Source organism: Mesorhizobium sp. M0802, from assembly GCF_040320115.1.
Taxonomy (GTDB): domain Bacteria; phylum Pseudomonadota; class Alphaproteobacteria; order Rhizobiales; family Rhizobiaceae; genus Mesorhizobium.
The window spans coordinates 1-11,533 of sequence record NZ_JAMYOY010000022.1 but is presented as its reverse complement, the minus strand read 5'-3'; the positions used below and the strand labels follow the sequence as shown (position 1 = coordinate 11,533).

Sequence of the window (11,533 nt, the reverse complement as noted above, 5' to 3'; positions counted from 1 at the left end):
CGCTTGATTCCCCTAGAGGAAACTGGAGCGGGTGAAGCGATTCGAACGCTCGACCCCAACCTTGGCAAGGTTGTGCTCTACCCCTGAGCTACACCCGCTCACACGGCCCTCGGGGCCGCAAGTCGGGCCTATATGGCTGAAGAGCGCGGCGATTGCAACAGGGAAATAACACGCTTTTTAGCCGCGCCAAATCGCCTGGCCGAACCTTGTCGGCCACGCGGGTGGTTCATCGACTTCCCGCATGACGGTCTTGTCTCGGCGGCATCATTGGCCGTAAACGGCTTTGCCGCACGCCGACACAAGGGAAGACCACCAATGCCGAAGACCGAAGCCGAGCTTTTCGCCTTTCTTGCCGATCTCGGCATATCAGTGTCGACCGTGCGCCATCCGCCGCTCTATACGGTGGCAGATTCGCGGTCGCTGCGGGGCGAGATACCGGGCGGGCACACGAAAAATCTGTTTCTCAAGGACAAGAAGGACAATTTCTTCCTGGTCAGCGTCGGCGAGGAGGCGGTCGCCGACCTGAAGCAGATCCACACGATCATCGGCGCCGCCGGCCGGGTGTCGTTCGGCAAGCCGGAGATGCTGATGGAGCTGCTCGGTGTCATTCCGGGCGCGGTCACCGTGTTCGGGCTGATCAACGACACCGAAAGACGGGTCAAGGTGGTGCTCGACCAGGATTTGATGGCACATGCGACAGTCAACGCGCATCCGCTGACCAATGAGGCGACGACGTCGATCGCGTCCGCCGACCTCATCAGATTCGTCGAGGCAACCGGACATGATGCTGCTATCTTGAAAGTCTCGGCTTGATCGCCACATGGATGGCGAAAACTGACCTCTAGTTAAGGACGTCGCGCTGCTCCGCTGGGCGCGACCGGAAGGGCGACGACATGAGCGACAACAACAATCCGTTTGGCGGCCAATTCGGCGGCAATTCTGGCCAGTACACCACGTCCGTGCAATATGGCGGCGCCGAGCCGGCCAAGTCGGCACTTGGCCCGACACCCGGCGCAGCACCTGCCGCTGGCGAGCTGATCAAGGACACCACGACCGCCACTTTCGCCGCCGACGTCATCCAGGAATCGCGCAAACAGCCGGTATTGGTCGATTTCTGGGCGCCGTGGTGCGGGCCCTGCAAGCAGCTCACGCCGCTTCTGGAAAAGGCGATCAAGGCCGCCGGCGGCAAGGTCAAGCTGGTCAAGATGAACATTGACGATCATCCCTCGATCGCCGGCCAGCTCGGCATCCAATCGATCCCGGCGGTCATCGCCTTCAAGGACGGCCAGCCTGTCGACGGCTTCATGGGCGCCATCCCCGAGAGCCAGATTGCCGAGTTCATCACCAAGGTCGGCGGCAAGGGCAATGGCGCGCCGCCCGTCGCCGAAGCACTGGCCGCGGCGGCAGAAGCGCATGCGGCGGGCGATGCGCAGACCGCAGCCGACATTTACGACGCCATCCTGGCGCAGGCGCCGGAGACGATCGAGGCGATTGCCGGGCTGGGCGAGCTTCTGTTCGAGGCCGGCGACAGCGACGGCGCCGAGGCGCTGCTGGCAACGGCGCCGCAGGCCAAGAAGAATGCGCCGGCACTTGCCGCGCTGCGTGCCAAGATGACGCTGGCTGCGGAAGCGGCAGCACTTGGCAATCCAGCTGAATTCGAGCAGCGACTGGCCGCCAATCCCGGCGACCACCAGGCGCGTTTCGACCTCGCCATGATCCAGAACGCCAAGGGCGAGCGCCATGCGGCGGCCGACAATCTTCTGGCGATTATAAAAGCCGACCGGACGTGGAACGAGGACGGCGCCAGGGCGCAGCTGCTGAAACTGTTCGAGGCCTGGGGCATGACCGACGAGGCGACGCTGGCGGCACGGCGCAAATTGTCGTCGCTGCTGTTTTCCTGAGCCGTTTGCCGGCCAAATTGCCGGGGCGTGGCTGTCGGGCCTTGCGGTCGGCGGCCGCCGCGCCAGATTAGGCCGATAACATCGCGCCCGAAGCGGGTCGGAGGAGTGAAGGTGCAGGTCGGAAACGCATTTTACCGGGTCGGCAAGGATCTGCCGGCAACCATTCCGGTGTTTCCGCTTGCCGGCGCGCTGCTGCTGCCGGGCGGGCGCATGCCGCTCAATATTTTCGAGCCGCGCTATCTGCAGATGGTGGATGAGGCGATCGCCGGCGCGCGGCTGATCGGCATCGTCCAGCCCAGCCTCAATGGCGCGTTGCGCGCCGACGGCGAGCCGGAACTGTGCAATGTCGGCTGTGCCGGGCGCATCATCTCGATGGCCGAGAGCGGCGACGGCCGCTATCTGATTTCGCTGCAGGGCGTCTGCCGTTTCCGCATCACCAGCGAATTGCCGGTGAAGACGCCGTTCCGGCAATGCAAGCTGGCGCCGTTCCTCACCGATCTCGCCGAAGACCAGGCGGCAAGCGAGATCGACCGGCCGGCGCTGTTGAAAGCGTTTCGCGCCTATCTGCAGGCCAACGATCTTGAAGCCGATTGGGAAAGCGTCAGCCGCGCCGAGAACACCATGCTGGTCAATGCGCTGTCGATGATGGCGCCCTACGGACCGGCCGAGAAACAGGCGCTGCTGGAGGCGCCCGACCTGAAAGCCCGCGCGGAGACGCTGATCGCGATCACCGAAATGGCGCTGGCGCGCGAGAATGAGGACTTTGGTTCCAGCCTGCAATAAGGGCTGAGCCGATGGCTGAAGGGGGATCCAATGGCTGCGGATGGGCGTGACGGCAAGTCGGTCAATGTCGATCCAAAATTGCTGGAACTGCTGGCCTGCCCGCTGACCAAGGGGCCGCTGGCCTGGGACCCGGTGCGCGGCGAGTTGATCTCGCGGCTTGCCAAGCTCGCTTATCCCGTGCGCGACGGCATCCCGATCATGCTGCCCTCGGAGGCGCGGACGATTTCGGCGGAAGACGTGCTGTCGCCGCCGCGATTGGGTGGGTCGGGCTGAAGGGCCAGGGGTGGTTCAAACGGACCTCAGCCTAAGAAGCCATTCTGTTGGCGATCCTTCGCGCCCCCCTCTGCCCTTGCCGGCATTAATGTCATGGGCTCCCGACCGCCCTGCACTTGCCTACTGAAAATTCCGCCCCTTGGGCATGACCCTTTCAGCTTTGTCCGAGAGGGTGGCAATGTCGGGCCGGGCAGCCGGCGTCATCTCTTCCAGCAGCACCGTCAGCCACGGCGTCAAATCCTCGATCTTCTCGGCGACGATGTGGATGACGTCGGATTCCGACTGCAGCTTGCCGGTGACCTTGACGAAGCGCGCGCCCATGACGATGGGCCGGAAACGGGTAAAGGTCCGCTCCCAGAAAATGACGTTGGCGACGGCCTTGTCGTCTTCCAGCGTCAGGAAGATCGCATTGCCCTTGCCGGGCCGCTGCCGCACCAGCACCAGGCCGGCGACCGAGACCCGCCTGCCGTCGCGCACCGAGCCGAGATTGGCATTGGGAATGACGCCGGCGCGGTCGAGCCGCTCGCGCAGGAAGGCGACCGGATGCGCCTTCAGCGACAGGCCGAGCGCGCGGTAGTCGTGGATGACGTGCTCGCCGAGCGGCATTGTCGGCAGTTTTGTCTCGGGCTCGAGTTCGCGCAGCCGGATCGCCGGCTGGTCGAACAGCGGCAGCCGTTCGGCGGCGCTCTTGCCATCCAGCGCGCGCACCGCCCACAAGGCTTCACGACGGTCGAGGCCGAGCGAGCGGAAGGCGTCAGCCTGCGCCAGTCTTTCGATTTCGCCGACATTGAGGCCCGAGCGCAGCCAGACATCCCTGACGCTTGTATAGCCGGCGCCGCGCCGCGCGGTGAAAGCTTCCATACGCTTCTCGGCCAAGCCCTTGATCTGACGGAAGCCAAGCCGGACGGCGCACCGGGTCTTGATGACACCGCGCATTTCGGCATGGCGCGCAAGGATGCGGCCCGGATCGAATTGGGCTTTCTCCAGGGTGCAGTCCCAGTCGGAAAAATTGACGTCGACGTCGCGGATATCGACGCCATGGTCGCGCGCGTCGCGCACCAGCTGGGCCGGCTGGTAAAACCCCATCGGCTGCGAATTCAGGATCGCGGCGCAGAACACGTCGGGATAAAAGGTCTTGAACCAGCAGGAGGCATAGACGAGCAAAGCGAAGGAGGCGGCGTGGCTTTCGGGAAAGCCGTATTCGCCGAAGCCTTCGATCTGCTTGAAGCAGCGCTCGGCGAAGTCCTTGGTGTATCCCTTGCCGACCATGCCGTCGATCATGCGCTGGCGGTAATTGCCGATGGTGCCGGTGCGCTTGAAGGTGGCCATGGCGCGGCGTAGTTCGTCCGCCTCGCCCGGCCTGAAGCCGCCGGCGACGATGGCGATCTTCATCGCCTGTTCCTGGAACAACGGCACGCCCAGCGTCCTGCCCAGGATTTCTTCCAGTTCCGGCTTGGGGTACTCAGGCATTTCCTTTTTCTGCCGGCGGCGCAGATAGGGATGCACCATATCACCCTGGATCGGACCGGGCCGCACGATCGCCACCTCGATGACCAGGTCGTAGAATTCGCGCGGGCGTAGACGCGGCAGCATAGACATCTGCGCGCGCGATTCGATCTGGAAGACGCCGAGCGTGTCGGCGCGGCAGATCATGTCGTACACGTCGTTCTCTTCCGGCGGCAGGGTGGCCAGCACATAGGGTCGGCCGTAATCATCCCGGGCCTTCGGATAATAGTCGGTGAGCAAGGTGAAGGCGCGTTTGAGGCAGGTCAGCATGCCGAGCGCCAGAATATCCACCTTCAGGATCTTCACCGCGTCGAGATCGTCCTTATCCCACTCGACCATCTTGCGCGCCTCCATCGCCGTCTTGACGATGGGGACGATCTCGTCGAGCCGGTCGCGGGTAATGACGAAGCCGCCGACATGCTGCGACAGGTGCCGGGGAAAGCCCATGATCTCGTTGGCGTGGGCGATCACGCGACGGGTCGAGGTCTCGTTGCGGTCGAGGCCGCCGGCATGCGCCTCCTTCTCGCCGAGCTCCGAGGTCGACCAGCCCCAGATCGAACTGGAGAGCGCACTGCGGACATCGTCCGACAGGCCCATGGCCTTGGCCACCTCGCGCAGCGCCGAGCGGCCGCGATAGCTGATGACGGCGGCAGCCAGCGCGGTGCGCTTGGCGCTGTATTTGGAGTAGATGTACTGGATCACCTCCTCACGCCGCTCATGCTCGAAATCGACGTCGATGTCGGGCGGCTCGTTGCGCTCCTCGGAAATGAAGCGCTCGAACAACGTGTCGATGCGCTCGGGGCCGACCTCGGTGATGCCGATGCAGTAGCAGACGATCGAGTTGGCGGCCGAGCCTCTGCCCTGGCACAGAATGCCCTCATTGCGGGCGAACTGGACGATGTCGTAAACGGTCAGGAAATAGCGCGCATAATTCAGACGCTCGATCAGAGCGAGCTCCTCACTGATGCGCTGCAAGACGGAAGCGGGGACGCCCGCCGGATAGCGCGTGGCGGCCCCCTCCCTGGCCAGACGCTCTAGCTCGGCCTGCGGCCCAAGCCCTGATTGCGTCGGCTCGTCGGGATAATTGTACTGGAGGTCGCTGAGCGAGAAGGTCAGTTCGCCGGCAAAGCGCAGCGTCTCGGCCAGCGCCCGTGGATGGCGGCGGAAGAGACGGGCCATTTCCAGCGGCGGCTTCAGATGGCGCTCGGCGTTGGCCGTCAATTCCAGCCCGACCTCGGCGACCGGCAAATTGAGGCGGATGGCGGTGAGCACATCTTGCAGCGAGCGGCGCTCGGCGCTGTGATAAAGCACGTCGTTGGTCGCCATCAGCGGCACGCCGGCGATGTCCGCCATGCCCGCCGCCTGCTCGATGCGGAAACGGTCATTGCCGCGATAATCCGGCGCCATGCCTAGCCGCAAATTAGCGCCGAAACGGTCTTTCAGTTGACGGACCAATGCCAGGGGATCGTCGGCATTCGCCGAGAGATCCGGCAGCACCGCCAGCGACAGCAGGTCGCCCCATTCGAGCAGGTCGCTGCGCTGGAGAAGGGTCGCGCCCTTCTCGTTTTCATCGCGCAAATTGGCTTGCGTCAGCATGCGGCAGAGATGGCCCCAGCCCTTGCGGTTCTGCGGATAGGCGAGAATGTCCGGCGTGCCGTCGCCGAACACCAGGCGGCAACCGGGGTGATAGGCGAGCTTCTCGACCTTGGCCTGCTGCCAGGCGCGCACGACGCCGGCCACCGTGTTGCGGTCTGCCAGTCCGATCGAGGAAAAGCCGAGGAATTTGGCCGCCACCACCAGCTCCTCCGGCTTGGAGGCGCCGCGCAGGAAGGAGAAGTTCGACTGGATGCCGAATTCCGCATAGGGGATGACGGTCAGCGCGTTCATGCGAAGACTCCATGCATGAACCAGCGCGGCGGCACCTGCGGGTTGCCATAGAGGCCTTGCCGGTAGAGCCAGTAGCGGCGGCCGTCGGCATCCTCGATCCGGAAATAGTCACGCGTCGATGTGAGCGGATCGCTTGACGTTTCACGCCACCATTCCGGCGCGATGCGTTCCGGCCCCTCGGCGCGCGCGACCCGGTAGAGCGCGCGGCGCCAGCGGAAATTCATCGGCGGACCCTCAGGCATTTCGGTGGCCGGCACCTCGATCGGCTCGGGCGAACGGAACAGCCGGATCGGCCGTTCCGGCGGGAAGATGGTTGCGCGCGGCGCGTCTTTCGAGCCCGGCTTCCTGAGCGGTGTTTTGCGTTGTGGCGCTTCCGAGAACGGGATGGTGGCGATGGCGCGCTCCGGCAGATGGCTCTCGAGGGCGACCGGTTTCAGCACCGCACTGTCGCCGAGCCTGGCGCGGATGCGGTCGGCAAAGAGTGCCATGTCGGCGCCGTCATCCTCGGTCTCGCCGGTCAAATCGGCCTGCTGCATGTCGAAGCCGGCGGCCGCCAGCACCGAAAGCCGCACCAGGTCGAAGCCGTAGCCGGCATCGATGTCCTGTTCGAGCGCGGCCAGCCGCTCATGGAACAGGCGCTGGATAAGCTTGGGTTCGCGCAACGGTCGCGAGGTACCGACAGCGATGCGGCTGACGGCGCCGTCGACGCGAAACAAAAGCAGCGCCAGCATCCTTGCGCCCTCGCCGCGGCGTTCGAGATCGGCCTTCAGCGTCACCGCCAGCAAGAGCACCAGCCGTTCGATCTCGGCGGTCAGCACGACCGGCTCGGCCAGGTGGCGTTCGACCGAAAGCGGGGCCACGGGCAGGCGCGGCGATACCGCCTCGTCGAGGCGGCCGAGCGCCTGGTCGAGCCGCAACAGCAAGGTCGCGCCGAAGCGACGGGCGAGCGGCGCGCGCGGCGCTGCCATGACCGCGCCGGCGGTCCGCAGGCCGACGCTTTCCAAGCTGGCGCGGATATCGGCCTCGATGCGCAGTGCCGCCAGCGGCAAGGGGGCGAGCAGCGCTTCCTCCTCGCCGGAGACAACGATGCGGTTGCCGCAGAAGCGCGCCGCCGCCCAGGCTGCACCCGGCGTCGCGGCCAACCCGGCGCGGACATCGAAACCCTGCTGGAAAAACCGCGCAAGGATGTCGTCCAGCATGGCGCGCTCGCCGCCGAACAGATGCGTGCAGCCGGTGACGTCGAGATAAAGGCCATCAGTACCGTCGAGCGCCACCAGCGGCGTATAGCGATCGCACCAGTCGGCGAGGCCTTCGAGCAGCCGGCGATCGGCGTCCGGATCGGCCTCGACGATGTCGATCGAGGGATGCATGGCGCGCGCATCGGCAATGCCCATGCCAGGCTTCAGATGCAGCGCCTCAGCCCGCTCGTCGAGGGCCGATATGCGCTGGGCGTTGCGGTCGCGATGGCTGATCACGAGCGGTGGGTGAGATGGCGGCAGATGATCCGAAGGCCGGGAACGCCACGACCGTCCCAGGCGCTGGCGCAGGATCCGTTCTGCCGCCAGATGCGGGAACCACAGCGACAGAATTCTCTGCCCGTTTTTCGCGGGGCTTTCTTTCTTCGAATGCGTGTTCATCGGGGTTCCACTCCAGTGTGAATTGTCCAGGCAGAGCGGTGCGGCTCTTGCCGATGCTGACGGTGAAGGCAGGCCGGCCGATCGAGCCGGCGAGCGACCCGGCGATCGTCCGGCGGCTCGCCGCTGGTGCAGCCGACACGATGAGGCGCACCGGGGCGGCGGTCGGCTCGGCTTCGCCGGCCTGGCGCAGCAGGAACACCGGCCGGCCGGCGTTTTGGGCGCGCGCGTGCAGCCGGCGCGTCGCGGTGAGGTCGAGCCGCTGCGGGCTGCCACGGATTTCGAGGATGATTGCGGCGAGCGCCGTCATCTTCGCGGCCTCCTCGGCTACCCACAGCGCATCGGTGAGTTTCGGCGCCTCGGAAAACAGCAACTGCTCCGGTGCGATACCGAACATGCCCTGCACTCCCCTGGCATAGGGAAAGCCGGCCTCGCGAAAAATCTCCGACGTGCCGATCCACAGCACGGGCAAGGGCTGGCCCTTGAGGATCAGGCTGACCAGCGACAGCACAAAGCCGGCGACGGCCCCGGCATTGCGGGTCTCAAGGCCATGGATTTCGCTCAAGGCGGCTTTCGGAAGGCCGCCGCTCAGCGCCGCATCGAGGCGCTCGACGCCGGTGGCCAGGAAAGCATCCGGCGAAGCCACGGCAAGCCCGCGCCGGATGATGGTGACATCGGCATCGGGTTCAGGCGCGGCGTCGAGACCGCCGCCAGGACCCGCGCGCAGCCCCTCGCCAGCCGGCGCGGCCAGGCGCTCGGGCAGCGTTCCCTCGATCTTCGCGATCTGGCGGCGCAGGGCAAAAACAGTCTCCCGCGCCACGGCTGATGTCGCCATGACGGTCAATTTCTCTCACAACTGTTCCTGTTATGTTCCTATAGATTCCAGAGGGTGCCGGAAGAGTCAAGCGGAGTCAGAAGGAATTTATTCCTTGATCAAAGGTGACGAGGCCAACCTTGGACTTTGGTCGCAGCCATTCGGCGCAAAGAAACAGTCATTGGCCAGGTACCCGGTCCATTTGCCGAGTCCGGAGGGAAAGCCTATATGCCGGATCAAAGGACAAAGCATGGCCCGCATCTACAAGACCCGCACCTGGCACGATGAACTCTCGCCTTCGATCGAGGAGATCGAGTTTCTGGCGCTGGAGGCGTACGCACATCTGCCCGACGATTTTCGCAAGCTGACCGGCGAGATCGTCATCATGATCGCCGAATTCCCGACCGACGAGATCATGGACGATCTGTCGCTGGAGACACCGTTTGATCTGCTTGGCCTGTTCGAGGGCCGCGGCATCGCCGAGCGCTGGAACCCGCAGACCGGCGAAGGCCCGAACCGCATCACCCTCTACCGCCGCGCCATCCTCGACTATTGGGCCGAAAACGAAGAGACGCTGGGCGACATCGTCACCCACGTGCTGATCCACGAGATCGGCCACCATTTCGGCCTGTCGGACGACGATATGGAAAAGCTTGAAGAGGCGGCGGAGTAAGGCTGTGCGATATTCAGGTGGCGAGCCTGCTTGTGAAATTATACAAGTTTTGATATAAAGTCTGTATGCCGACCAAGCGACTGGAGTTTCTTGGAGATTCTCTTGCCAAGCTCCGGGCTTTTCCAGAGGCGGTGCGCAAGGAAACGGGCGTTCAACTGCACAAGGTTCAACTCGGATTTGAGCCAAGCGATTGGAAGCCGATGACGACGATAGGCCTAGGCGTACGGGAAATCCGTGTCCGAGACGATGCTGGCGCGTTCCGGGTGCTTTACGTCGCCAGCATAGGTGACGCCGTCTTTGTCTTGCACGCCTTCCAGAAGAAGACGCAACAGACGGCGAAACGAGACTTGGCTCTTGCCGCATCGCGGTTCAGGCAAATTCAGTGAGACATGCTCATGGAACGTCAAAGCTTTGAAAATGTCTGGGATGCGCTGGAAGACACCCCGGCTCAGTCCGCCAACATGACTATGCGCTCCAATTTGCTGATCGCGATCGAACAGCGGGTGCGGAGTTGGGACGTTACCCAAGCCGAAGCAGCCAACCGGCTCGGGATTACCCAGCCACGCCTTAGCGATCTTCTGCGGGGCAGGATCGCGAATTTTAGTCTGGACACCTTGATCAATCTGGCCACACAGGCCGGACTTACAGTGCGTCTTGATATTGCCGAGGCAGCCTAGCGCTGTCTTAGACAGGCTGGCAAAGCTCGCCTACCAATCACTCAGCTTCGTATCCGGCCCGTATTCCTGGCCGTCGATATCCTTCACCACCGCCTGGCCGCAGCGCATCGATTTGGTCTTCTTGTCATAGGCGTAGGTCGGTGAGCCGTACAGGTGCCATCCCTTGTTCAGCGCCGCGGTGACCTTGTGGCAGAAGGTTGAATCGTCGGGGGCGGACAGAAAGCGGTAAAGTCTCATGGGTCAGATCCTGTCGTGAGTTCGTCTTTTCGGGGCGGATCATGCGCCGATGGCGGCGGCCTTCGCCAGCAGTTTTTCGGCTTGCACCAGGTGCAGCCGTTCGACCATCCTGCCATCCAGCGCAATCACGCCCTTGCCGGCATTTTCGGGCAAGGCGAAAGCCTCTTTCACCGCGTGCGCCTCGGCCAAGGCTTCGGGCGCGGGCGCAAAGGCGCGGTTGGCGGTTTCGATCTGGGCGGGGTGGATCAGCGTCTTGCCGTCGAACCCCATGGCGGCGGCTTCCGTGCATTCGCGCGCAAACGCGTCGAGGTCGCGAAAATCGTTGGAGACGCCGTCGAGTATGTCGATGCCGCCGGCTCGCGCCGCCAGCACCATCTGCATCAGCCAAGGCACGAGGTAGCGCCGATCAGGCGTCGCCAGAATGCCGGTTTCCTTGACCAGATCGTTCGTTCCGGCAACGAAACAATTTAGCCGCGAAGCGCGATCGCGGCCGAGTTCGGCAATGGCGCCGATATTGAGCATGGCCTTGGGCGTCTCGATCATCGCCCAGAGCTTGACGCTGTCGGGGGCAAAATTGTCGTCGAGCACGTCGCCGACTTCGAGGATATCGCGCGGCGTGGCGACCTTGGACAACAGGATGCCGTCGGGCTCGAATTTCGCCGCGGTCAGCAGGTCATCGTTGCCCCATTCGCTGGACAGCGCGTTGACGCGCACGATCATCTCGCAGCGGCGTTTCGGTCGGCTGGCGAAAATGCCGGCCAGTTTGTCCCGCGCGGCGATCTTGTCTGAGGGCGCGACGGCGTCTTCGAGGTCGATGATCACGGCATCGCAGGCCAGCGTCGCGATCCTGGCCAGCGCCTTGTCGTTGGAGGCGGGGACGTAAAGCACCGAGCGGCGCGGGCGGTAAGGTTCGCTTGTCATGGCCGATCTATGCCGCGTGGGGGCGGGTGAGGCAAGCGTCCGACCGGTACCTGATGACGAGCCAACTGCGAAAGCTTGCGCTGCCCCGCCCGTCCCGCAGCAGTTGCGGAAGGGGGGCCTTTCCTCTCCCCCGTCGATCGGGGGAGAGGTGGGGCGCCCACCGAGACCGAGGCGGGGGGGGGCCCCCGGCGAGGAGCGCGGACGGAGGGCCGGGGGGGGGCGCACCC

12 protein-coding genes and 1 tRNA gene are annotated in these 11,533 nt (G+C 64.4%); 7 read left to right on the top strand and 6 right to left on the bottom strand.

The window, feature by feature from the left end; translation table 11 throughout:
* Positions 1 to 23: 23 nt before the first annotated feature.
* Positions 24 to 98, bottom strand: a tRNA-Gly gene (locus NKI10_RS25620).
* 217 nt (positions 99 to 315) lie between these two features.
* Here NKI10_RS25620 and NKI10_RS25615 point away from each other — a divergent pair.
* From NKI10_RS25615 to NKI10_RS25600, 4 genes are all read left to right on the top strand, one after another.
* On the top strand, positions 316 to 813 hold the full coding sequence (locus NKI10_RS25615) for a prolyl-tRNA synthetase associated domain-containing protein (RefSeq protein ID WP_352862236.1): 498 nt from the start codon (positions 316 to 318) through the stop codon (positions 811 to 813).
* An 80-nt stretch (positions 814 to 893) separates the two neighbouring features.
* A complete protein-coding gene (gene trxA, locus NKI10_RS25610) occupies positions 894 to 1,901 on the top strand; it encodes a thioredoxin (RefSeq protein WP_352862235.1) in 1,008 nt (335 codons plus the stop codon).
* Between the two features lie 111 nt (positions 1,902 to 2,012).
* Entirely contained in the window at positions 2,013 to 2,684 is a 672-nt protein-coding gene (locus NKI10_RS25605) for an LON peptidase substrate-binding domain-containing protein (protein ID WP_023703197.1), read from the top strand.
* A 30-nt stretch (positions 2,685 to 2,714) separates the two neighbouring features.
* Complete coding sequence (locus NKI10_RS25600; RefSeq protein ID WP_352862234.1) at positions 2,715 to 2,957, top strand: Trm112 family protein; 243 nt, start codon at positions 2,715 to 2,717, stop codon at positions 2,955 to 2,957.
* A 120-nt stretch (positions 2,958 to 3,077) separates the two neighbouring features.
* Here NKI10_RS25600 and NKI10_RS25595 read toward each other — a convergent pair whose 3' ends face one another.
* From NKI10_RS25595 to NKI10_RS25585, 3 genes are read right to left on the bottom strand one after another with little or no spacing between them, the layout of a single operon-like run.
* Entirely contained in the window at positions 3,078 to 6,350 is a 3,273-nt protein-coding gene (locus tag NKI10_RS25595) for an error-prone DNA polymerase (RefSeq protein ID WP_352862233.1), read from the bottom strand.
* The gene (locus tag NKI10_RS25590; RefSeq protein WP_023816098.1) at positions 6,347 to 7,825 is read right to left on the bottom strand and encodes a DUF6504 family protein; all 1,479 of its coding nucleotides are present in this window, start codon (positions 7,823 to 7,825) and stop codon (positions 6,347 to 6,349) included. The genes NKI10_RS25595 and NKI10_RS25590 overlap by 4 nt, the downstream gene beginning before the upstream one ends.
* On the bottom strand, positions 7,767 to 8,819 hold the full coding sequence (locus tag NKI10_RS25585; protein ID WP_023745942.1) for an ImuA family protein: 1,053 nt from the start codon (positions 8,817 to 8,819) through the stop codon (positions 7,767 to 7,769). Before NKI10_RS25585 ends, NKI10_RS25590 begins: the two co-directional genes overlap by 59 nt.
* Positions 8,820 to 9,048: 229 nt before the next feature.
* On the opposite strand from NKI10_RS25585, the gene NKI10_RS25580 reads away from it, so the two are divergent.
* From NKI10_RS25580 to NKI10_RS25570, 3 genes are all read left to right on the top strand, one after another.
* Complete coding sequence (locus tag NKI10_RS25580) at positions 9,049 to 9,471, top strand: metallopeptidase family protein (protein WP_023673918.1); 423 nt, start codon at positions 9,049 to 9,051, stop codon at positions 9,469 to 9,471.
* A 65-nt stretch (positions 9,472 to 9,536) separates the two neighbouring features.
* The gene (locus tag NKI10_RS25575; RefSeq protein WP_023673919.1) at positions 9,537 to 9,857 is read left to right on the top strand and encodes a type II toxin-antitoxin system RelE/ParE family toxin; all 321 of its coding nucleotides are present in this window, start codon (positions 9,537 to 9,539) and stop codon (positions 9,855 to 9,857) included.
* A 9-nt stretch (positions 9,858 to 9,866) separates the two neighbouring features.
* Positions 9,867 to 10,148, top strand: coding sequence for a helix-turn-helix domain-containing protein (locus tag NKI10_RS25570; RefSeq protein WP_023673920.1), 282 nt, complete (start codon positions 9,867 to 9,869; stop codon positions 10,146 to 10,148).
* A 30-nt stretch (positions 10,149 to 10,178) separates the two neighbouring features.
* On the opposite strand, the gene NKI10_RS25565 is transcribed toward NKI10_RS25570, so the two are convergent.
* Positions 10,179 to 10,385, bottom strand: coding sequence for a DUF1737 domain-containing protein (locus NKI10_RS25565; protein WP_023673921.1), 207 nt, complete (start codon positions 10,383 to 10,385; stop codon positions 10,179 to 10,181).
* A gap of 39 nt (positions 10,386 to 10,424) precedes the next feature.
* Positions 10,425 to 11,306, bottom strand: coding sequence for an HpcH/HpaI aldolase/citrate lyase family protein (locus NKI10_RS25560; protein WP_023673922.1), 882 nt, complete (start codon positions 11,304 to 11,306; stop codon positions 10,425 to 10,427).
* Positions 11,307 to 11,533: the final 227 nt, after the last annotated feature.

Excerpts from the sequence above, each read along its gene's own strand:
- trxA (WP_352862235.1), top strand. The coding sequence starts at position 894 with ATGAGCGACAACAACAATCCGTTTGGCGGCCAATTCGGCGGCAATTCT.
- NKI10_RS25575 (WP_023673919.1), top strand. The coding sequence starts at position 9,537 with ATGCCGACCAAGCGACTGGAGTTTCTTGGAGATTCTCTTGCCAAGCTC.
- NKI10_RS25565 (WP_023673921.1), bottom strand. The coding sequence starts at position 10,385 with ATGAGACTTTACCGCTTTCTGTCCGCCCCCGACGATTCAACCTTCTGC.
- NKI10_RS25580 (WP_023673918.1), top strand. The coding sequence starts at position 9,049 with ATGGCCCGCATCTACAAGACCCGCACCTGGCACGATGAACTCTCGCCT.
- NKI10_RS25615 (WP_352862236.1), top strand. The coding sequence starts at position 316 with ATGCCGAAGACCGAAGCCGAGCTTTTCGCCTTTCTTGCCGATCTCGGC.
- NKI10_RS25585 (WP_023745942.1), bottom strand. The coding sequence starts at position 8,819 with ATGGCGACATCAGCCGTGGCGCGGGAGACTGTTTTTGCCCTGCGCCGC.
- NKI10_RS25600 (WP_352862234.1), top strand. The coding sequence starts at position 2,715 with ATGGCTGCGGATGGGCGTGACGGCAAGTCGGTCAATGTCGATCCAAAA.
- NKI10_RS25570 (WP_023673920.1), top strand. The coding sequence starts at position 9,867 with ATGGAACGTCAAAGCTTTGAAAATGTCTGGGATGCGCTGGAAGACACC.
- NKI10_RS25560 (WP_023673922.1), bottom strand. The coding sequence starts at position 11,306 with ATGACAAGCGAACCTTACCGCCCGCGCCGCTCGGTGCTTTACGTCCCC.
- NKI10_RS25595 (WP_352862233.1), bottom strand. The coding sequence starts at position 6,350 with ATGAACGCGCTGACCGTCATCCCCTATGCGGAATTCGGCATCCAGTCG.